This is a genomic window from Paenibacillus tyrphae (assembly GCF_027925525.1).
GTDB classification, from domain to species: domain Bacteria; phylum Bacillota; class Bacilli; order Paenibacillales; family NBRC-103111; genus Paenibacillus_G; species Paenibacillus_G tyrfis_B.
In genome coordinates, this window is sequence record NZ_BSDJ01000012.1 from 200,068 (window position 1) to 222,622 (window position 22,555).

The 22,555-nt window shown below is 58.5% G+C and carries 17 protein-coding genes; all 17 read right to left on the minus strand.

Going from position 1 to position 22,555, the window contains the following annotated elements; genetic code table 11:
• Nucleotides 1-148: 148 nt before the first annotated feature.
• Nucleotides 149-1,339, minus strand: coding sequence for a response regulator (locus QMG93_RS17130; protein WP_281938481.1), 1,191 nt, complete (start codon nt 1,337-1,339; stop codon nt 149-151).
• Nucleotides 1,336-3,045 (minus strand): sensor histidine kinase, encoded by a 1,710-nt coding sequence (locus tag QMG93_RS17135; RefSeq protein WP_281938483.1) that lies wholly within the window; start codon nt 3,043-3,045, stop codon nt 1,336-1,338. Before QMG93_RS17135 ends, QMG93_RS17130 begins: the two co-directional genes overlap by 4 nt.
• 214 nt (nt 3,046-3,259) lie before the next feature.
• A complete protein-coding gene (gcvPB, locus tag QMG93_RS17140) occupies nt 3,260-4,837 on the minus strand; it encodes an aminomethyl-transferring glycine dehydrogenase subunit GcvPB (protein WP_281938485.1) in 1,578 nt (525 codons plus the stop codon).
• A 33-nt stretch (nt 4,838-4,870) separates the two neighbouring features.
• Nucleotides 4,871-6,262, minus strand: a complete 1,392-nt coding sequence (gene gcvPA, locus QMG93_RS17145; protein WP_281938487.1) for an aminomethyl-transferring glycine dehydrogenase subunit GcvPA — start codon at nt 6,260-6,262, stop codon at nt 4,871-4,873.
• A gap of 22 nt (nt 6,263-6,284) precedes the next feature.
• Nucleotides 6,285-7,067 (minus strand): SDR family NAD(P)-dependent oxidoreductase, encoded by a 783-nt coding sequence (locus QMG93_RS17150; protein ID WP_281938489.1) that lies wholly within the window; start codon nt 7,065-7,067, stop codon nt 6,285-6,287.
• A gap of 45 nt (nt 7,068-7,112) precedes the next feature.
• Nucleotides 7,113-8,807, minus strand: coding sequence for an amylo-alpha-1,6-glucosidase (locus tag QMG93_RS17155; RefSeq protein WP_281938491.1), 1,695 nt, complete (start codon nt 8,805-8,807; stop codon nt 7,113-7,115).
• A 298-nt stretch (nt 8,808-9,105) separates the two neighbouring features.
• Nucleotides 9,106-10,272: a M20 family metallopeptidase gene (locus tag QMG93_RS17160; protein ID WP_281938493.1), complete on the minus strand. Its 1,167-nt coding sequence runs from the start codon at nt 10,270-10,272 to the stop codon at nt 9,106-9,108.
• 26 nt (nt 10,273-10,298) lie between these two features.
• Nucleotides 10,299-11,405 carry an alanine racemase gene (locus QMG93_RS17165; protein WP_281938495.1) on the minus strand — a complete coding sequence of 369 codons (1,107 nt, stop codon included), beginning with the start codon at nt 11,403-11,405 and terminating at the stop codon, nt 10,299-10,301.
• Complete coding sequence (locus QMG93_RS17170) at nt 11,389-13,056, minus strand: response regulator transcription factor (protein ID WP_281938497.1); 1,668 nt, start codon at nt 13,054-13,056, stop codon at nt 11,389-11,391. The genes QMG93_RS17165 and QMG93_RS17170 overlap by 17 nt, the downstream gene beginning before the upstream one ends.
• Nucleotides 13,031-14,785, minus strand: a complete 1,755-nt coding sequence (locus QMG93_RS17175; RefSeq protein ID WP_281938500.1) for a sensor histidine kinase — start codon at nt 14,783-14,785, stop codon at nt 13,031-13,033. Before QMG93_RS17175 ends, QMG93_RS17170 begins: the two co-directional genes overlap by 26 nt.
• A gap of 103 nt (nt 14,786-14,888) precedes the next feature.
• On the minus strand, nt 14,889-15,710 hold the full coding sequence (locus QMG93_RS17180) for a carbohydrate ABC transporter permease (protein WP_281938501.1): 822 nt from the start codon (nt 15,708-15,710) through the stop codon (nt 14,889-14,891).
• Complete coding sequence (locus tag QMG93_RS17185; protein WP_281938504.1) at nt 15,707-16,588, minus strand: carbohydrate ABC transporter permease; 882 nt, start codon at nt 16,586-16,588, stop codon at nt 15,707-15,709. Before QMG93_RS17185 ends, QMG93_RS17180 begins: the two co-directional genes overlap by 4 nt.
• 78 nt (nt 16,589-16,666) lie before the next feature.
• Nucleotides 16,667-17,992, minus strand: coding sequence for an ABC transporter substrate-binding protein (locus QMG93_RS17190; protein WP_281938506.1), 1,326 nt, complete (start codon nt 17,990-17,992; stop codon nt 16,667-16,669).
• Nucleotides 17,993-18,205: 213 nt separating this feature from the next.
• The gene (locus QMG93_RS17195; protein WP_281938508.1) at nt 18,206-18,979 is read right to left on the minus strand and encodes a DeoR/GlpR family DNA-binding transcription regulator; all 774 of its coding nucleotides are present in this window, start codon (nt 18,977-18,979) and stop codon (nt 18,206-18,208) included.
• Between the two features lie 145 nt (nt 18,980-19,124).
• On the minus strand, nt 19,125-20,210 hold the full coding sequence (locus tag QMG93_RS17200; protein WP_281938510.1) for a CapA family protein: 1,086 nt from the start codon (nt 20,208-20,210) through the stop codon (nt 19,125-19,127).
• A gap of 87 nt (nt 20,211-20,297) precedes the next feature.
• Complete coding sequence (locus tag QMG93_RS17205) at nt 20,298-21,257, minus strand: NAD(P)-dependent oxidoreductase (protein WP_281938512.1); 960 nt, start codon at nt 21,255-21,257, stop codon at nt 20,298-20,300.
• Nucleotides 21,254-22,402 carry a pyridoxal phosphate-dependent aminotransferase gene (locus QMG93_RS17210; protein ID WP_281938514.1) on the minus strand — a complete coding sequence of 383 codons (1,149 nt, stop codon included), beginning with the start codon at nt 22,400-22,402 and terminating at the stop codon, nt 21,254-21,256. The genes QMG93_RS17205 and QMG93_RS17210 overlap by 4 nt, the downstream gene beginning before the upstream one ends.
• Nucleotides 22,403-22,555: the final 153 nt, after the last annotated feature.

A 22,555-nucleotide genomic window follows, 5' to 3' on the forward strand; every position in this document is an offset into this window, starting at 1 on the left:
CGTCTGTTAGTTAACCGCTTACATGCTTATTGTAACGGGAGTAAAGCGCATACAAAACGGAGGGATGTTCGGAAAATCGTGCATCATCGGCTGCACGCACAGCCTCTGCCAGGCAAAGGTGTCTTTTCGTTCGATGCCAGCCGTGTTTTTAGATGACGTTCCTTTCCTCGCGCCGCTCGCTGCGATATTGGCTCGGTGTTTTGCCGGTGCAGCGCTTGAACCATTTGCTGAAATATTTGGCGTCGGGCATGCCGATTTTATCCGCGATCTCTTGAACGGTAATCCCTTGGGCGCCAAGCAGCTCGCAGGCGATTTTCAGCTTCGCCCGGTACGTGAACGAGACGAAGCTTTCGCCGACCGTCTTTTTGAACAGCGTGCTGAAATGGCTGCGGCTCAGTCCCACCTCATGCGCCACTTCGGATACGGACAATTGGGTATCCGTATGCCGGACGATCAGTTGCACCGCTTCCGCAATCGGTGCAGGCCACTGCCCGACGCTGATGCGGTACCGCTTCTCCAGCTCCATCTGCCCGCGGGCTTTGCGCACGGCGTCAATCCATGCCTCGCGTCCGGCCAGCGGCGCCAGCCGGGACCAATGCAGCTCCGGCTGCTCGGCCTTCCGCTCGCTCAGACGACTGTCCCATTCGCGCTGCCCGGCTTCAGGCACAAACAGCAGCAGGTGCCCGTCTCCGAAGGGCAGCACCTCGCAGTGCTCGCCCGGCGCGCAGCCGCGGAGCTCATGCTCCAGCGTCCCACCGCCGCATTTGCCGGGCGCGGAGATCAGATACAGCGCGGTCGGCGCATTCATCCAGCTCCAAGCCCCTTGAAGCAGTAGGTCCAGCTCGGCCGGAAACCGGTCGCCGACGCCGTACAGCCATTCGAGCAGCAGCCCGGAGATCGCGGGCGCGGCGAGCTCGGCGGCGGCGTGCCGTGGAGCCTCGGTGCCGCCCACGATGAACTCCTGACGGAAGGCGGCCAGAAATTCCTCCAGCTCCTCATCGTTAAACGACGTCTTCAGCAAATAGCCGGAAGCGCCCAGCTTGATCCCCTGCTGCGCGTATTCGAAATCGCGGTGGCAGCTAAGCAGCAATATTTTGGTCCGGGGCTCGCATGCTTTCACCTTGCGGGCAAGCTCAATTCCGTCCATCTCGGGCATCACAATGTCGGTGATGACCACATCCGGCCGGTGCTCCAGAAACGCTTCCCAGCCCCGGCTGCCGTTGGGCACGTCCGCGACGACGGTCATCCCGTACTTGTCCCATGGTACCGTCGAGATCAACCCCCGGCGAATGATCACCTCGTCGTCGGCAATCAGCACTTTAATCGGTTTGGCATTCATGCGATCCCCTCCTTGGTTTTGATCGGCAATCGGATAACGATGCGGGTCCCCGCTCCCGGCGCGGACTGAACGGACAGCCCGTAAGCTTCGCCAAAATGCAGCTTGATGCGCTCCTCCACATTGCGCAGGCCGATGCTCCGGCGTTTGCGGACGCCGTCCAGTTGCGGCTGAAGCAACTGTTGACGCGTGCGTTCGCTCATGCCTTTTCCGTCGTCGATCACGGAGACGAGCGCGTCCGCGCCGTCCGCTTCAATGCGCAGCACGATCGTCCCCTCCCCATCCTCAAACGCGTGAAAAAAGACATTTTCCACCAGTGGCTGCAGCGTCATCCGCGGAATGTCCACGGCGGACAGATCGACTCCGGCGGCTTCGATCCGGTAGGCGAACACACTGCCGTACCGCAGCTCCTGCAAATTCAAATAATGATCGATCACCTCAAGCTCCCGCTCCAGCGTAACGACCTCCCGATCCACATTCAGATTGCCATCCAGCACGTTGGTTAAATGATAAATCATTTTGTTGACGTCGGCGGCCCCTGCCAATCTGGCTTTCCATTGAATGGAAGCGAGCGTGTTGATGAGCAAATGCGGGTTAATCTGATGATGCAGCGCGCGGAGCTCGGCTTCTTTTTTCTGGCGTTCGACTTGTTTCACCTCGTGAAACAGCGTTTGAAGCTGCCCCACCATCCGGTTGAAGCTGTGGCCGAGCAGCCCCAGCTCGTCTTCAGACTCCACGTCGATTCGCGTATCGAGCTTCCCGAGACTGACGCGGCGGATCGATTCTTTCATTTTTTTGACCCGCTTCAGCAGCGGGGCCGAGCACATATAGGCCAGCACGAACGCCAGCACAATCGACAAACTGACCGCGGAGAACGTAAAAGTGCGGATCAGCAGCGACGGCTTATAAAATTGCTCGTACGGCGTCCGCACCTCAATCGTCCAGTCCGTCTCGTCCGAATGCTTCGTCCAGACGACATCGTCGTCCCGTTTCGCAAACGAGCCCTGCGTCTGGTAAACGGTTTTGCCGCCGCCGGTGATCGTCAGCTGCGAGCCGATGTCCTCCTCGAATTCGTGAAACAGCCGCAGCAGCTTGTCAGCATTCGTCTCGATCAAAATGCTGCTGTTCTCCAACACCCCCACCTGATTGCGGATGCGGAACAGCAGGCCGATCACTTTTTCCCCAGGAACGCGGGCCGTGTCATTGTAATGCTTCGGCTCGTACAGGTCGAAGCGGTAGCCGTCGGCATCGTTCCGGTACCAAGGCTCCGCCTGAAGCAGATCGAAGCGGATGATCCGTTCGCCGTAATAGTAGCCCGATTTTGTAATCAGGAAAATGCCTTTCATATCCAAAGACTTATGGGCTTTCAAATACTGTTCAAGCTGCTGCTCCTCCTGGAAGCCCTTGTACGTCGTCGGCACCTCTTCGTGCAGCACCGTAAACTTCGGGTCGAGCAAGTACGATAAAATGTCGCTGACCGTGTACTTCATTTGCCCCAAGGTGGAATCGATCTGAAATTGCAGCTGCGAAGCGGAATTTTCCCCGTAGCGGCCGAATTGCTCGTTGATCGTTCCCGACGATTTGTGATACAGCACGTACCCGAGCGTCAGCAGCGGAATCGCCGCGGCAAGCGCAATAAGCAGCACCAGCTTGGTCTGCAGGGTGCTTCGGACACCCCTCGGCAGCTTTCTAAGCAGCATGAATAGCATGGACATCCCCCACAAGCAGTTGTTTTTTGCAATCTCGTAAGCGCTTTCCGTGTTTATTATACCACGCCCCCAAGACCGCCAACATCAAGCGCAGGACCTGCATCCGCCGGAAACTTTACCCTTTGCGGCCGCGTCTCATGAAGCAAAAAGCCGGACTCCAAGGCGGATTCCGGCTGCTGCTGACATTGTCGGGATCACCCCGGCTTTATTTTGTTCAAGACTCGATACCGGCTTCGGCCGGGGCGGTCTTTTTGAGATAAGCCCTCCAAGTGATGCACCACTTCGCCGGGTCATCGAAGCTCGATTCGTCGATCCGGTGCACGGTGCTGTTGTGCGGGGCGCTGCGGACGACGTCCGGCTGCTCGTAGGCTTCCTTGGCGATCTGCTCCAAGGCGTTCACGTATTCGTCCAAGTCTTCCTTGGAATACGACTCGGTCGGCTCCAGCGTGAACGGCTGCGGCACGATGTACGGATGGTGGCTGGTCCAGTAATGGAGACCGAAGTCGCACATGCGGCGCTGCACGTCTTCCGTCGTAATTCCTGTTTCCTTGGTCAGCCGCTCCCAGCTGTAGCGCACCTGCTCCAGCCGTCCGCCCTCCACGTAGGGAGCGCTGGCGCCCGGGATTTTCAGGATGCGGCTGTACAAATAGTTGTTGTTCAGCACCGCCACCTTCGCCGCGTCCAGCAGCCCTTCCGGCCCCAACGCGCGAATCCATGCGTACGAGCGGAGCACCGTCTGGGCCACGCCTTGGAACATGCGGACTTTGCCGATGCTTTGGGCGGGCGAATGGTTCAGCGTGTAGCGGGTTCCGTCCGTTTCGACGAGCGGGCCGGGCAGGAACGGCGTCAGCCGCTCCGTCACGCCGAGCGCTCCCGTCGCCGGGCCGCCGCACATATGGGGGGCGGCGAACGTTTTGTGCAGGTTGAAAAAGCACATGTCAAAGCCCGCTTCCTTCGCCCGGGTAATGCCGAGCAGCCCGTTCGCGTTCGCTTGATCGTAATAGCATATCCCGCCTGCGGCGTGCACGAGATCGGTAAACTCGCGAATCCGTGGGTTAAAGATGCCTGTATCCTCCGGATTGGCAACGACGAAGCCCGCCGTCCGCTCGGAGATTGCCCCCCGCAGCGCTTCCAAATCCGGGAATCCGTCTTTGTCGGGGTATAGCGTAACGATTTTATACCCCTTCACGGCAGCGGTCGCCGCTTGTGATGGGTGGGAAAATATGGTGGTTATGATTTCGTCCCGTTTGTCGCCTTCACCGTTCGCCTCGTGATAGGCCCGCACGATCGATGCCATCGCAAATAGCGCCTGCGTCCCGCTCCCCGGCTGGAACGTGAACCGATCCATGCCCGAAATCTCGCGCATCGCGAGATCTAGGCGGTGGTACACCTCCAGCATCCCCTGCACGGTCGACTCGTCCTGCAGCGGGTGCAGCTCAGTCATTTTCGGATTGCGGATCAGCATTTCGTTGACCCGCGGAATGTATTTCATCGTGCAGGTGCCCTGCCCGATCTCGACGTTAAAATCCGAGCCCAGCGTCTCCTGCGACAGACGCAAGTAATGACGCAGCACCCGGGCTTGCCCGATCTCCGGCAAAGCCGGAGCTTGGCTGCGCAGCATGCCTTTCGGCACGCAGGCTTCGGCGTCCCCCACGGCCGCTGCCACTTCTTCGCTGACGGACGGCGGGATGACGCCCCGCTCGCCCGGCTGATGCAGCTCAAAAATGACCGGTTCGTCCCATTTGGCCTGATGAAATTGACGCAAGTTCCGGTTTCTAGGTATCCGTTTCATAGGTATTCGCATGGCTCCCTTCTGCCCTCGGGCTTACAGGACCGCCTTCAGAGCGGCCGCAAGCGCGTCGATATCTTCTTTCGTATGGATTTCGGTGACGCAGTAGAGCGCGCATTGGCCCCAGGCCGGAAATTCCCCGGACAAATCCTTCCCTCCGAAGATGCCGTGCTCCAGCAGCCGCTTGTTGATGTCGCTCACCGTGCGCCCCGTCCCGTTGAAATCGACGACAAACTCTTTGAACGACGACGCCTGAAACCGAATCCGCACCCCTTCCAGCTCCGCCAGCCTGCCCGCTGCATAGCGTGCCTGCCGGATAATCGTTTCGCCGACCTCGCGCATGCCGTGAGGCCCCATTAAGGCCAGGTAGACGCCTGCCGTGATTCCCCACAGCGCGGTTTGGGTCCCGACCGATTCCTTTCCCTTCTCCCGCTTGGCAAAAGAAGTCCGCTCATAAGCGACGTCCCCGAAGCCGTACTCGCCTTCGACCGCCGTCGGAGCAATGCCGAACAGGCGGGACGGATATTCCATGACGAATTGCTCCTCGTCGCGCGTGGCGATAAAGCCCGCTTGACCGCCGCCGTACTGCATACGGACGCCGAGCGGCTGCAGGTCGCCGCAGACGATGTCCGCGCCGTACCGGGACGGCGGCTCAAGCAGTCCGAGCGAGATCGGATCGACGCCGACGACGAAGAGTGCGCCTGCCGCATGCGCGAGTTCGGCGATTTCGCGGCCCTGCGTCTCGATATGTCCGATGTAGGACGGATTCTCGATATACACGGCGGCCGTATCGGAGGACAGCTTCGCCTGCAGATCCGCCATGTCGAGGAGTCCGGTGCCGGGCACGTAATCGACGAGCACGCAGTCCATCTGCGGGGACAAATAATTGCGGATGACCTGCAGACGTTCGGGATGCATCGTCGCCGGAAGCAGCGCCGTACGGCGGCCGGTGATTCGGCCCGCCATCCGCAGCGCGGTGGAAGCCGCCTGCGCCCAGTCGAACGTCGGCACGTTCACGACGTCCATGTCGACCAGCTCCGCCAGCAGGCTCTGGTACTCGAACAGCGCCTGGAAGCGGCCATGGTCCTCGTAAGGCTCCCCCGCATACGCGGTGACGAACTCCGAGCGCTGGTTGATTTCGTCGCAAACGGCCGGCACGAAATGCTGCCAGCAGCCCGCTCCAAGGAAGCTGACCGTTTCCTTCGCGCTCCGGTTGCGCTCCAGCAGCCGGTCGACATGGCGCTGCAACTCGTACTCGGACAGCGCAGGCTCCACTTTGAGCGGGCCCGTTAGCCGAAGCTCCTTAGGCACCATGCGGTACAGCTCGTCGATATCGGAGACGCCGATTTCGTCAAGCATCGCCTGCTGGACCTCGGGCACGGTGTTCGGGATATACGGATGAGACGTTGTTTTTTTTAGCGTGGCCATGCTCGCAATTCCTCCTTTTTCGTTATGCCAGTCCGCCGCCGTCAACGACAAGCACCGAGCCTGTCACCCACGAAGACATGCCGCTCGCGAGAAACAGAACGGCGTTGGCGATGTCATCCGGCGTGCCGATCCGCTTCAAGGGCCGTTCGAGGGCCGACGCCTGCACGAACGACTGCTCTTCCCGCTGGAGCTGCTTCGCTTCGTCCCGCAGCAGCGGCGTATCCGTATCTCCGGGACAAACGCAGTTGACCCGGATCTGTTGTCCGCCATGGTCGATCGCCATCGCCTTCGTCAAATTGACGATCCCCGCCTTGGCCGCGCAGTAGGCGGCCGCCCGGTCGCCTCCCTTCAGTCCCCAGCCGGACCCGGTGTTGATGATGCTGCCTCCGCCACCTTCGGCCATTAACGGGATAGCATATTTGGAGAGCAGGAAAGCGCCCTTCAGCGAAATATCGACTACGGCGTCCCACTCTTCCTCCGCCATTTCAACGACGGTGCGCCGCCGGATCACCCCGGCGTTATTGAACAAAATATCCAACCGGCCGTATTCCCGGCGTATCGTTTCCACCGCCGCTTCGCAATCGGCCGCAGAGGTTACGTTGCAGCCGACGAAGCGGGCCGCAAGCCCTTCACTCCGAAGCTCTTCTGCGGCTTGGCTACCGACCTTTTCGTTCACGTCGAGGATGATTACGGACGCTCCGTGCCGGGCCAGCTTCCACACCGTAGCGAGTCCGATCCCCGAAGCGCCTCCGGTGACCGCAGCCACTTTTCCATCCAATGCCAGCAATTGTTCTGTCGTTTGCATCTCCCTTGTTCCCCCTTCTCCTCGGACAAGCTCAATTTGATCGACTTACGCCCCGTATTCCCGGGCCAGCAACAGAAAGACGCTGGACGTCCATGTGAACGCCCGGTCCCGCAGCCCGCGCCCTTCGAGCGCGTCGAAGTTTTCGGCCATGCCTGCGGAAGCCGCCATCCGGCAAAAACGCCTCGCAACGTCGGCCGCGAACTGTTCCTCGCCCGCCTCCTTCAGCCCTTCCACGAGCAGCAGCATGACCGGGGCCCAGATCGGCCCCCGCCAATAGCCGTCCGGCGCGTACAGCGGGCTTCGGACGCTTTCGGTGGCGAAGCCGTGCGCCGTCAGAAAGCGCCCTTCCTCCCGCAGCCCTTCGACGAGCTTGCGCAGAATCGGCTCCGGCAGACGCTTGCCCAAAACAACAGGCAAGTACGCCATCAAGCTGTCGCCCTCGTCGGCTCCGGCATGCGTACCGGATTGTACGGCTTGGAAGCGGTCGCCGATCCAAAAGTGCTCGATCATCCGCGTCAACAGCTCCTGCGACCGGCGCTCCCACTGCTCCGCTTCCCCGGCGCATCCCAGTTTGGCCGCCACCGTGGCAAGCGTTTCCATCTGCAAAATAAGAAAGGCGCACAAATCGGGACTCTCCACGGGAATCGCCGCCAAAAAGACCGTACTGTTATCCCACCCGGAGTCGTTGCCGTGATTGTACTGCGGCACGCCGTCGCGGTCGTCGTCGCGGTAATCGAACCACCACTGCGTCCAACGGGACAGCGGCTCGTAAATTTCCGCAAGCCGCTCCGGCGTAACCGCTTCGGAGCGGTTCATCAGCCATCGCAGCGTCCATCCGTGGATCGGCGGCTTGCAGCAGTTCCACAGCGCGTATTTGTCGTTCATGAAATCCGGCAGCATCCCGCTATCGTCCTGCCGGTCAAAGAAGATTGCAAATTGGTCCCAAGCCAAATCGGGATCGGCCGCGGCAAGCGCCATCGCATTGAAGCAGTGATCCCAGCTCCAAATGTTCGTCATCCAGTTTTTGGACATGTACATTGCGCTCCGGGGCAAATAGCCGTCGGCCTGCACGACGCAGGACCAAGTAATATAAGCGGCCAGTTCCTCGGCTTCAGACCAGAGCGCAGCAACAGCAGGCATCCGGCTGCGCCAAGCGGCGTACTCGCTGCGCACCTGCGCAAGCCCTTGTTCGAACGATCCGGGACGCAGCGGGCGCGGAACGGTGCGGTATTCCTCCAGTGTAAGCTCCAGCTTCCCGTCGCCGCCCGGCACCCCGTCGAACGCAAGCCGCTGCGCTTTCACCCCGTCCCAGCGAACGTCCTCGCGAATCGACCCGGCCACAGGGGAAAGCAAAAAGCGTCGTTCCCGCACGAAGCTGTTGAACTCCCAGCCCCACTCCCCAAGCGGAAACGCATAATCGTATACGCCGGGCGCACAGGTTAACCGCACGCCGACACCCTGCGAACGAACGCGTATAAAATCCGGCTCCGGTATGCACCACTCGACTGTCCCTTCCTCCGCTTCAAGCCGCAATAACGTTGGAGAAGCGGAGCAAGTAAAGGGAACGGCGTGGCCATCTGCGAGCAGCTCGATTCGGAACACGGCTCCGATATCGTTATCCCCGCCCCGCACAAGCCTTAAGTACAAACCGGCTTCCCTGTCTGGACGCGCCGGAAGAATCGAAAAGGCAAAATACGAACCGAAACGGCTGAACGGTACGGTATGAAGATCGAACAACATGCGGATTCCGATAGCCCCCTCGTCGTCTGGATAACGGCTCTCGCAGTTAAGAGAGCGTTTACATAAATTATAAATAAAATGCGTTTCCCGCAAAACGGCTTTCTGTTCGCTGCTTCGTGTCTGTTTGCGCGTTTTTCCGCAAGGCGGTCCCTGAAGCACGCCGGGGTGTCATTTTGTTCGCAGCGGATCGTCCGTTTATCCGGTATACGCCCTTCGGCCGCTAGCGGGCGCTTGATGCATCAAAAAAAAGGCCTGAATCCAGCCGGACGCCGGACTCAGGCAATTTATTTTCCAAGCGTTATTTCCCAAAAGCAAGCATCGTCTCCGCAATAATTTCCGCCGCCAGCACCACCTGCTTCAGCTCCACCCATTCGTCCTTCGTGTGCGCTTGCTCGATGGAGCCCGGTCCGAATACGACCGAAGGGATGCCTGCCCGGGCCAGCTTACTCGCATCCGTGCCGTAAGGCACACCGAGTGGGCGCACTTCGCCGATTTTCCCCGCAGCGGCCGAAGCCACAAGCCGCACAATCTCGCTATCGGGGCTCGTATCCATCGCGTAATCCAGCACAAAGGGAGGATGAACAATGACGTTCAGCCCGCCGTCCTCCGCCGCCAGCTGGTCCATCTCCGCCCGGATCTCGCGCCATACTTGCTCGCTATCCTCGCCGGGGATCGTCCGACGATCGATCCGGATCACGCATCGCTCGGGAATCGTATTCGGTGCCACGCCGCCTTGAATTTGCGTCACGGCAAACGTCGGCGGACCGACAAACGGGTGCGCGGCATGACGCAGCCGGGCTTGCATCGCCCCTTCGATATGGGCGACGACCTTCATCATGCCGCTGATCGCGTTGACGCCTTCCTCGGGCTTCGAGGAATGGGCGGAGACGCCGACCGTCTCGATCTCGCAGCGGACGACGCCCTTGTGTGCGATAACCGGCTGAAGACCGGTCGGCTCCCCGACGATGGCGGCGGCATAATCGTGTCCCGCCTCCAGCACGTCCAGCACGCCGAGAAAGTTGACCTCCTCGTCGACAGTCGCCGCCAGATGAACCGACACGGGTGGCTTGACGCCGTTTTCGACGAACCACTCCATAGCGGCCAGCATCGCCGCGAGCGACGCCTTCGTGTCGCAAGCGCCGCGGCCGTAAAGCTTGCCCCCGCGTATTTCCGCGCCGAACGGATCGATGGTCATGTTTGCGGTCTGCACCGTATCCATATGGGCCTCCAGCAGAAGAGCGGGCGCATCGTCGGCAATCCCGGGCAGGATGCCGATCACATTCGGCCGGTCCGGACGCACTTCCCTGCGTTCGGCCTTCAACCCGAGACGCGTCAAGAAAGCCTCGACATAGTCGGCCATCTCCCGCTCCGGCACCCCGCCTTCGAAGCCCGGATTAACGCTCGGAATCCGCACCAAATCCTGCAGCAAACGGGCAACGCGCTGCTCATCTATGATTACCGTCATTTTGCGGCTTCCTCCAATCGCTCGCGTTAATAATTGCAGCCCCGCGCATCGATCTTGATGCGTTCCGTCACGACACCGCTGCGCACGCCGTAAATCGCATCGTTCAAATTCGGAATGACGCACGAATGGTTCGGTATAATGTCGATCCGTTCGCCGATGGACAAGGATACCTTAGCCGGATCGAACCGCAGCATGCCGTGCTCTTCGTTGAGCGCGGCAATCGCAACGTCCGGCTTCCCGACGACGATGCCGAAGCCGTCGCCATGATGCGCCCGGTCGCTCGTTAGCGCCTTCGTTCCCGCATCGATTGTCGCCATGCCCGGCAGCGGCAGGCTGACGACGGTAGCCGCGACCCGCAGTGCGCAATCCGCTACCTCCGCAAGCCCCATTTGGACGGCCGATACATCGTTGAAAATATAGTTGCCTGCCCGCACCTCCGTCACGCCCACGGCGTGCTCGCACATTTTGGCCGTGGGCGTGGAGCCTGAGCTGATCGTGTTGACCGCAAAGCCCGCTTGGCGCAAATCCGTAACGACCCGGCCGAGCGTTTCCGATTCGGCCTGCACCGCAGCGGCGACCGCATCCGGGTCCCCGCTCCGGTAAATCAGCCCGAAATAAGCCATCACGCCTTCGATGTCGATGCCCGGCAGTTCACGGAGCCGCACGGCGAAATCGACAATGTCCTTGCCCGGCTGCCGGCCGCCGCGATGCAGTCCGCCGTCCAGCTCGATCAGGACGGGCATCGGCTTGCCTGATCGGACCCCGACGGCGGAGAGGCCTTGCGCCCCTTCCCAACTGTCGACGGTTATAGCAACCGTAGTCCGGCGGTGCAACCGCTCCAGCCGTTCGAGGTTGCGCTCCCCGATGACGGGAAAGGCGATCAAAATATCGTTCAGGCCTAGTTCGGCAAACGTTTCCGCCTCCGAAAGCTTCGCCACGGTAATGCCGACTGCTCCGGCTGCGAGCTGCATACCCGCGAACCGCAGTGATTTATGGGTTTTGATATGAGGCCGGTGCTTGATCCCGTATTGCGCCAGCTTGTCGGACATTCGCCGGATATTCCGCTCTACCGTGTCGAGATCGACGAACGCATACGGCGTAGCAGGATAAAGCGCTTCAGGTTGATATGTCATGACGATTCACCTCGGATTCCGATTGTGGGGAAGCATACTTGTCCCGGTATTCCTGGGGCGTCAGCCCCGTATGCTTTTTAAATACGTTGATAAACGAATGCGCCCGCTGATAGCCGACGTCCGCCGCGATTTCGTAAATTTTCCCCGGGGTATGGAGCAGCAGATGGGCCGCCTTCTCCATGCGAAGCCGATGGACGTAATCGCTTATGTTCTCGCCGGTTTCGCGCTTGTAAATCTTGGAAATATAGACCGGATGCATATAAACATGCTCGGCTATCGCCGTCAAGGAAACGTCCTCCGCCAGCCGCCGCTCGACGAACTGCCGGACATCGGCGATCAGCTTCGCCCGAGAATGCTTCGTTTCGCTTTCGGTTTCGCAGCGCAGGCTGTTCATGAGCGCCACCGACCAGTCCTGCAGATGCCGGACGGAACGGTACGGCACGCCCTGCAGCAATTGGTCGTAGCCCGGCCCGATCAGCCCGGAGAGCGGCCGGCCGTTCTTGTGCGCATAAGACGCCGCCGCCGAGGCGATGGCGAAATAAGCTTCGAGCAGCAGCTCCTGAATGCAGCCGCTCCTCGTTTGCAGCTCTCCGAAAATAAGCTCGATCCGCTTGTCCGCCGCATCCCATCGGCCAGCCTCAAGCAGCTGCGCGAGCGACGGAAGCTCGTACAGCGATGCGAGGGACCGCAGCTCCGTCCGTTCGGGCAGCCCATCCGCCGCAGTCAAAATCAAGTCCTGCTCGTTCCCGACCCTTCTCCGCAAAGCAGACAACGTACCATCGTACAGCGCTGCCAGATCCCCAGGAAACGTTCCTTCCCGGCTGATGACAATCGTCGCTTCGCCTTTCAAATAGGCGTGGATGGCCTCCTGCAATTGCTCGGCGGCACGTTCGAGCGCCTGCTGCCGCTCCTCCTCCCCTTCGCCGGTAGCTTCCGACGATACCGCGAATACCAGATAATCGTACGTGTCTTTGCCCGCCCAAAGCTGAAAACCCGGCGCGAACAGCTCCCCGGCGATATTACCCACCGCGTATTCCACGAGCGCAAGGCCGCGCGGGTCGTAGCCGAAGAACGGCTTTTCGAGGCGGACGAGCAGCAGCGAAACCGGCTTCCCGAACAAATCGGGCACGCCGAGCATCTCCATTTTATCCCGGAGGTCGGTTTCGAAGTAGCGTTTGCCGAGGAGCAGTTCGCCAAGCAGCGTGCTCCGCAGCTGCGGCAAGTTTTCGCGCAGCGTCCGGGCGATCCGCTCCTGGGAAATTACCGCGTTCCATTCCTCCCGAACCGTCTCAAGCACGCCCGAGACCGTGTCCAGCAGCTCTTCGTCGGTTACCGGCTTCAGCAAATAGCTTGCGGTTCCGTTGGCAATCGCTTCCTTGGCATATTCGAACTCGGCGTACCCCGACAGCAGGATGCATTTCGTTTTGGGCCATTTGTCCCGGATGTGCCAGGAAAGCTCAAGACCGGTCATTCCCGGCATCCGGATATCCGAGATGACGATGTCGATCGCATGCGCATGCAGCAATTCGAGCGCTTCGAACGCCGAATAACCCTTATGCACGGCGGCGATGCCGATTCGCTCCCACGGGACGAGCTCGGCGAGACGTTCCACCACGTGGGCCTCGTCATCCACGATCAATAGCTGCGCCATCCTCCGAATCCCTCCCCCATGTCAACGTGACGCGCAGCCCGCCGAGCGGACTGTGCGAAAGCTTGAGTCCTGCTCCTTCGCCGAAGACGTAGCGCAAGCGCTGGTGCACGTTCCACACCCCGAAGCCCGATGCGGCCTCCTGCGGAAGCGCAAGCTGCTGCTCCATGCCGGCGATCGACTCATCCGTCATGCCGACGCCGTTGTCGTCCACGACGATTCGGCACAAGCCTTCGCTCAGACTTCCGGATACCCGGATGACGGCTTCGCCCGGCTTGTTCTCGATGCCGTGAACGATGGCGTTCTCCACAATCGGCTGCAGCAGCAAGCGAGGGATGGGCAGCTCCAGCATCGTCTCCGGGACATCCAGCTCGCAGCGAAGCCGTCCGAGCCGCAGGTTATGAATGGTCAAGTAATTGGCCACGAGCTTCATTTCTTCGCCAAGCGCCGCCGTCCGGTTTTCCATACGCGTGGTGTAACGGTAATATTCGGCGAGATTGTGCGCCATCGCCACGACCGATCTCGTATCCTCCAGCATCGCGGTATTGACGATAAAGAACAGACTGTTATACAAAAAATGCGGATTGATCTGCGCCTGCAACTGCTTGAGCGTCGCTTCGTGAAGCCGGATTTTCTCGGCGTATACCCGCTGCACCAAATCTTGGATCTGTTCAGCCATCTCGTTAAACCGGTCGATCAGGAAGTCAAACTCGTTGTTCGGCCGGTAACGGATGCGAGCGGACAAGTCTCCCTTCTTGAGCAGCCGCACGCCGTTCAGCAGCTTGCCGATCGGCTTCTGGACGTTGCGGTAAAGCAAATAAGCGGCCAAACAGCTCATGCCTAGCAGCAGGCCGAGCGCTGTGTAGAACAGCAGATTCGTCTTGCGGATCGGCGCCAAAATGCTGTCGACGGGCACGTAATCGACCAGATACCAGTTCAACTGCCTGGACTTGACATAGTACACCGCAACCTGCCGACCGGCGACCGGTGCGACGAAGTGACCGCTTTCCTCCAGCGATTGTCCTTCCAGCATACGAACGATGGCCTGCACGGAGCCGTCGTTCATCGTGGCGCTGCCGATCGGGGCAAAGCCGCTCCGGTACAGAAACGGATCGCCTTTGCCGCCCGTTTTTACCTGATCGAGCATGGCGGAGATGTTGGCAACCGGAAAGCTGACCTGAATCATCGCTTGGATCGCGGATGGATCGGTTGCCCCAAGCGGATCGACGATCTGGCGGGTGAAGCGGGCCCCCGGCGTCCGGGCGTCACCCCGTACAGTCCCGTCGTAAGTCCAACTTTTCAGCGGTGCGAATTTGTCGATATCCTCCGGGTCGTAGGACTTGAATATATTGGAAGATATGACAATCTGGTCTTTGGGCAAATAGACCGTCAAATCGTTCGTCCAGGTGGCGGAAACGCTCTGCAGACTGATTTTCTGCATCAGGCGGGTCTGCTCCTTCAGCTTGTCGTACGGCTTATCCGATCTGCGGTCGACAAATTCGCGCAGGTACGGGTCCGAATTCAGAATAACGGGAAGCATCGCAAGCTGTTCGACCGTCGAATCAAACTGCTGCAGGAAAAAGGACAGCCGGTTGAGACTCGACGACTGAATTTCTTCCCGCACAACGTTCACGCTGACTTGATTGGTGTAAATGTACAGAAAGAGCACGGGCGTGAGCAGCAATGCAATGAGCACTAATACCTTGGTGAAGATCGTTGGCTTTCCCGTCATGATGTCACCGCTCCTTGCGGAATTGTAGTGTGCGCCAGCCATCCGATTCCGAACCATAAACGATAAAAGCGCCGTTCTCCGCCCCGGCCGTTCCCCGCAGATACTACCCTTTCACCGCCCCCGCCGACAGGCCACTGACGATATACCGCTGTGCAAGCAGCGCAATAATCAGCACGGGCAGCGTAATGATGCAGGCTGCGGCCATGAGAGCCCCCCAATTGATTTCGGAGTAGGACATGAAGTTGTAGACGGCGACGGGAAGCGTTTTCGTGCGGTCGCCAGCCAAAATGATCGAGAACATAAAATTGTTCCATGAAAAAATAAAGGATAGCAGCGAAGAGGTAATAATGCCAGGCCCCGAGATCGGAAGCACGACGCGCCGGAATACTTGGGAACGGGTGCAGCCGTCGATCAGCCCGGCCTCCTCGATTTCGGTCGGAAGCCCCTCAAAGAATGATATCATGATCCAGATGATAAAGGGCAGTCCTACCAGCATATGGCTTAAAATGAGCGACGTAAAGCTGTCGACGAGCCCCAGCTTCGAAAAAATGATAAACCACGGAATCAAAAACGTAATGCCGGGAATGATCCGAGCGACAAGAATGACAAGGCCGAGGCCCTGCAGGCGGTAGCGGGCGATGGCGTAAGCTGCAGGCAGTCCCAGAAGAAGCGAGCCGATCGTCGAGCCCGCCGCAACGAAGAAGCTGTTCCAGATAAAGATTAGGAAATCGTATTGACCGAATACGCTTGCATAATTTTTGCCGGTAGGCTCGAATACGAAAAATTGGCCGGTCGACATGATCTGCGACTGCGTCTTGAAGGAAGCGAGCAGCATCCAGATGAACGGGAACGAGAACACGAGCACGACGAGCAGCGTCAGTCCCGACAAGATGGCGTTGGTGATCTTTTGTTTTTTCTTTTTCATGTCGCTCCCTCCAAACGTTTGCGGAACCAGATCATCAGCAGCGTGAATCCCATCACAAGCGCGAAAAATACGACCAGCAGCGACGAGGCCAGTCCGAGCTTGAAGTACTGAAAGCCGAGCGTATAGCCGTAAATGTTCAGCGTCTCGGATTTCATGTTCGGGCCGCCCTGCGTCGTGGAGTAAATGATGTCGAACGTTTTGAGCACGTCGATCAGACGCAGCATAAAGGCGACCATAATCGTCGGGCGCAGCATCGGCAGCGTGAGATGAACGAATTTTTGCCAGGGCGTCGCCCCGTCCACATCGGCGGCTTCATAAGGCTCCGACGGGAGCGTCGACAGCCCGGCCATCACGATGAGCGCGATCATCGGCGTCCATTCCCAGACGTCGATCACGATGAGCGAAGGAATCGCCTGCGTCGGCGAAGCGATCCAGAGCTGCGGCTCCAGGCCGAACGCCTTGAGCACATGGTTGGCGAGGCCGATGGAAGGCTCGTAAATCAGCACCCAGACGAGTCCCATCGCGACGGGCGTTGCCACCATCGGCAGCAGAAATAACGTTTTGACGAAATTTTTGCCGCGAAAATCGCGGTACAGCAGCATGGCGATCGCGACGCCGAGCACCGTTTCCAAAATCAGCGCCCCGGCCGAGAACACGAACGTATTTTGGACCGCCTGCCAGAACCGGGAGTCGGAAAGCAGCGTCGTATAATTGGCAAGTCCCACCCATTTCGGCGGCGTCGCCGACGACATGCTCCATTCGTAGAAGCTGATGCGGAATGTGTACAAAATAGGGAAAACCATCATCAGCAGGACGAACAAAACGGCGGGCATCGTGTAAATCCATTTCAGGTTCCGGTCGAACCAGTTCGTCGGCATATGCATCATCTCCTCCGCTTCGACTTGTCATGCAAAAGGATGCGCCCGCCAAATGGGCGCATCCTCCATTCCGCACGCTTATTTTCCTCTCTCCTTGTCGATCAGGGCTTGAAACTCCTTGTTCGCCTGCTCGGCGGCGGCTTTGATGTCTTCGCCGGTAATCGCCTTCTGAACGATGGCCCCGATAATGTCCCGCGCCTCGCTGACCTTGTCGACGGACGGTACGGAATGGTCGACGCCTCCCTTTTGTGTTTCCTTGGTCACTTCGGCAAGCTCTTTCGGGAAGGCGGTGATACCTTCCGGACTGTTCCATACCGACATGCGCGCCCCCGGATTTCCTTTTTTCTGGGTGGCTGTCACGGTCTCCTTGCTGGTCGCCCATTGGATGAAGGCCCATGCAGCGTCTTTTTTCTTGGATTTGGCATTCATCGCGAGGCTCCAGGAAGTAACGTTGAACGGCTTCGAACCTTCCTTGCCCGCCGGGAAGCTGGCGAAGCCGACCTTGTCGGCGACCTTCGATTTTTCCGGATCGGTCGTATTCTTGAAGAGCGAATTCGCGTCCGCGAAGAACGCGGCCTTGCCCTGCGCGAACACGCCGATCGCTTGCGGCCACGACATGTTGAGCACTCCGGGAGGGCCGAAGTCTTTCAGCAGCGTGGCATAGGTGGTCATGCCTTTGATCGCTTCCGGCGTGTTGACGGTCGCCTTGTCGCCGTTCATAAAGTCGCCGCCTTCGGAGTACATGAACGACGAGATTTGCGAGACTAGCGGAGAACGCTGCCCTCGGGCGGCGAAGCCGTACAATTCGTTCTTCGGATCGTGAAGCTTCTTGGCGGCGGCGAGCAGCTCGTCCATCGTTTTCGGAACGGGGATGCCCGCTTTTTCCAGCAGGTCCTTGCGGTAGTACAAGATGTGCTGCTCCGTTATAATCGGGATGCCGTACTGCTTTCCGTTCACCGTATTGGAGCTGACGGACGCTTTGGAGAAGTCGGTGAAATCGTAGGCGGCATCCTTTTTCAGGTAATCGTCAAGCGGGGCAATCCAGTCGTTCTTGACGAACATCCGCGCTTGCTGAAGCGGGCTCATCATGAATACGTCCGGCGTCTCCGACGCAGCCGTCAGCTGCACGGTCAGCTTTTGCGCCAGTTGGTCCTCGAAAAAGCTCTGCACGTCCACCTTCATCCCCGTGCTCGCTTCGAATTGCGGAAGCAGCTCCTTGATCGCGTCTCCCCAAGGATGGTTGGCGGTGACGATCGACAGCTTTTGCCCTGCGAAAGGCTTGTCCGCATTTTGTCCCGGCTTGCTTTCGCCCGGCTTCGCCTCGCCACCGCAGGCGGCAAGCAGACCCGCCGACAGGACGGAGACAAGTCCGGTTTTCAGCGCGCGATTCATGGTTTGGTTCATGATATTTCGACCTCCCTTATAATGTACATGGCGGCGGGATTCGTTCGAAAGCGCTATCATAATAAGTTGTTCCCGCTATAGCTCAAGCCTAAACGATTTCACGCAATGTTGAAATAACGCAGATTAAGCATTCATAACGCAGGTTCAACAAGTTGCCGCAACAAAAATAGAGCAAGCCGGCCGCTCGCTCCAGGTTCAGCACGATCTTACTTTTTAGTCTTCCGCCATAAGAATCTCGATGTCCTTCTCTCTCAGCTGATCGATCCAGTCGGCCGGACATTCCCTGTCGGTGATAATCATCGAAATATCTTGCAGCGCCGCGATGTTGGCGAATGTCGTTTTGCCGAATTTCGAATGATCGGCCAATACGATCGATTCTTCGGCCCGCTCGATCATTTTGCGTGAGACGCTCGCTTCGTTCAAATCATAGTCCGTAATCCCTTCGACGAGCGAAATTCCGCCAACGGAAATGAACGCTTTGTGTACTTTGAACTGCTGAAGCATCGCTTCGGTCAGCGTTCCCCCGACGGATTGCTGATTCACGTTGACCGCGCCGCCGGCAAAAATAATTCGGCCCTTGAACAGCTCCATCGCTAGCAGCAGCACCGGTACGGAATGGGTCACGACGGTTACGTCGGGCCGGTTCTGCAAATAACGGACGATCTCCATCGTCGTCGTTCCGTTGTCGATCATGATCGTTTCGCCTTCTTTGATCAGCGAAGCCGCCAGCTTACCGATGGACGTCTTGGCGCCGTTGTTCATTTGCTCCCGCTGGATGAACGGCGGCTCCCAGCTATCCATGCGGGCTTTGACCGCACCGCCGTACACTTTTTTGAGCAGGCCTTCCTTCTCCAGCCTGTCCAGATCCCGCCGGATCGTTTCCGGCGACACGTTCAACTGCTCGGCCAGCGCATGCACCTGCACTTTTTCGTCCTGCAGCAGCTGCCCCATAATTGTTTTTTTGCGTTCCTCGAACGTTAATGACACCGCCGCCCCGCCCTTCTTTGATTTATGCTTATTGTTGAATGTTTGTGTTGTTTATTGTTTTATGGTAGCGTGCCGCTAGTGGGATGTCAAACGGTAAGAACGGCCGAGCATATCGAACTGCCGGTCAATGGAGCCCGGTGGCGGCTCACTTCTCCGGGTTATACATGCGAAGCGTGCTGCGGTAGGCCCGTTTCATTCGGTCCAACTGCCCGGCAAAAAAGGGCTCGGGCTTGGCGAGGGCCTGCCGAAGCGGCACAATCCGGCACATCTTTTGCCGGCCATTCCTCGCAATGCATACCCACGTCGGGACGTACTCCACTCCTGTGAGCCGGACGGAACCGCGGGATGTTTTGCGGATTTTGATACGGACGATCAACCCGGTTAAGGCGGCATCCTTGCCGTGTAACCGGGTGGAAATAAAGTTGCCCAGCGAATAGATCGCGAACCGGTCTCGCGTCCGGCCGTCGATGTCTTTCACCGTGCGGCACACGGCCGGTTGAAGAACATGCGGATGCGATCCAAGCACCACATCGGCCCCCTGACGAAACAAAAACCGGACCAGCTCTTTCTGGGGAGCAGCCGGACTTTGATGATATTCGTAGCCGCAATGCACGTACACAATAATAAAATCCGAGACGGCCCGCAACCGTTCCAGGTCCTTCTCTATGCTTGTACGCACAATCTTCTTGACGCCGGCCGGCTGGCTCTTCGGAACCGGTATCCCGTTCGTATCTCGCGTATAGGCTAAAATGCCGATACGAACCCCTTCGACCTCTTGAACAAAGAGCGATCGGGATTCTTGCCGGTTCCGGTACGTTCCGACGTGGGCGATCCCGTTCTTGTCGAGCACTTCGAGCGTCCGTCTGAGCCCGTGGAGGCCATAGTCCATGCAATGGTTATTTGCCGTAGCAAGCACATTGAAGCCGGCCGCCTTCAGCGCGGAGGCGAAGGCATCCGGACAATTGAAGGACGGACAGCCGTTCTTCGGATTGCGCCTTGTCTTCGTGTAGCCGTCGTCCGGTCCCCCAGCGAAGGTGGTCTCGAGATTGCCGATCGTCAGATGCGCATCCTGCAGAAAGCGGGCAACCGGTTCAAACGCCTGCCCGAAGTCATAAAGTCCCCTTTTATGGCCGGTGGAGTCCCTTTGTCCGTCTCCTGTGCGCATCAGCCGAACCAGCAGCGGCTTCATCAATATATCGCCAACAGCGGCAATGATAATCTCGCGCGACATGCAATCGTCCTCACTATAACTGGGCTTATTATTCTCCATTCACTATATGCAATGCCTCCGGATTGGTTCAGCCGATACAACACGCGATCATTCGCTTTCCGGCCTCTTCGATGCCAGAAACTCCTCATTCACGATATTGCGCGGATTTCCGCTTATATATCCTCGGATGTTATCCAGCAATTCCTTCATATTGGCTTCCCGGGCGGTATCCGTATACCACGCCGTACCGGGCGTAAATACAACGTTATCGAGCTTATACAAGGGGTTGCCAGCCACCTGCGCCAGGTCATCAAGGCCCGCACCGGCGATTTTTCCGTCCCGAAGCAGGGTGAACAACGCTTCCTCGTCCACCAGACCGCCCCGGCTCGTGTTGATGAACAGGGCCGTCCTTTTCATCGAAGACAGCAGTTCCGAGGTGATCATGCCTTTCGTCCTGGCATGGAACGGCACATGCAGCGAGATGACGTCGCTTCGGCGCATCACCTCATGGATATCCGCCGGTTCCACTCCCGGGACGGTCCTTCCGGACCGGTTCGCGCCGATCACTTGCATCCTGAAGCCTCGAGCGATCCGTGCCACCGCCTGCCCGATCCGGCCCGTGCCGATCAGCCCTAACGTTCGGCCTGCCAGTTCGCCTGCAAGGAAAGGGCCGTATACATGGCTTTCTCCCTGCCGAACAAGGCGATCCGCCCGGATGATGCGCCGATTGACCGCGAGCAGGAGCGCAAACACATGCTCCGCCACCGCTTGCGCCGAATAGGTCGGACAGTTCGACACGGAAATTCCAGCAGCTCCTGCAGCCTCGATATCGACCAGATCGTATCCGGTCATGACAAGGGCGATATGTTTCAGCCTCTGCAGCTTCCCGAACGCCAATTCCCGAAGCCGCGTCCATTCCACAATCGCAATGTCCGCTTTTGACAATCGTAGAACGGCAGTCGTTACGTCCGGCCGGTCGTAATAAACTTCAAATTCTCCGAGCTTTTCCATCTCCCGCACGAAATTGTCCGGCAGGTAAGTCGGTTGATCCAGATAAATGATTCTCATGTCGTATCCATCCCGTTCGTCATGAATGCCGATTGCAAAATTTTGCAGGCCTCGGCGAACATATCTGGACATCGGGCAAGCGCGATCCGGATATATCGCTCCCCCTGTCCGTGGTCGTGCCAGTAGAAATGGTCCCCCGGCAAAATCCCGAGTCCCAGCCGCTGCAGACGGTCCACCATATCCAAGCTGCGGATGTTGGGGTCGGTTATGCGAAGCCATTCGACGCTGATCGTCGAAGCCGGATTGTTCAAGAGAAGCCCGGAGGAGCGAATAGCTTCCCGCAGCGTCTTGCGGTTCCGGTCAATCGTATCCCATACGACGGACTGCAATCCGTGCCGCACGGTATCCTTCAAATATTCGATCAGCAGCTGCAGGATAAATGGCGAAACGTTCAGCAAAATATCGTTGTGAAGCTCAAGCACGTCATCGGCCAAATCTTCGCTCATCGCCAGAATGCTGCATTTTAGATCTTGAGTCGGCCACGTCTTCCCCGTATCCTCCACCATCAAATAGCTGATGTTTGACCTCTCCAGCAGCTCGTACTGATCCCATAAAGGCTTTCTTGAAAAAAATCGGAACGTGCAGTCAACGATAAGCAGCTTGCCGTAATCACCACACAGCGCAACAAGCCTTTCCCATTGTTCCCGCGACAGCTCGAAGCCCGTCGGGTTGTTGGGAAGCGTAACGAACACCGCATCGGCGGCTAGTCCGGCAAACGTCTCTTCCATCCGGTCGAGCCTGAGCTCCTCCTCATGCAGCGGTGTCAAAGCTACGTTTCTTCGCTGCAGCAGCGTCGCCAGATTGTCGAAGCAGGGATGCAGCAGCGCGGTCGTCAGCCCCCGCGAAGCCAAAAAAGTAGCGATCAAATCGGTTGATAGCGAAGCCGAATAACAGAACAGCGTCCGGGTAAGTCCGGCGGCGGTCTGCTGTCCGGCCAAGGTGTAGAACAGACGGCGAAATTCGTCCTCCAACTCCGCCTGCCTTGCCGCTTCGGCCTGATCGAACAAGTCGGGCAGCCGCCCGATAATTTGGCGCTGCGTATCCGTTTGGGGCTGATGGGCATGGCCATCGGCTACGTTAAACAGCTGATTGATGCCGATCGATTCATACCTCGTCAGATTCGGCATCCGCATTAATGATTTCACTTGTCTCACTCTCCACTTGTAGAATCAAGGGTTAGTCATCTTACACCATATGGGTAATCCCCTGCTGCCGGACTCGTACAAACGCCCATTTTTCCCCATATACCCACTCCATCCGTTTACGCCCGGCGTAGACTAAAGCATACATTCGCTGTG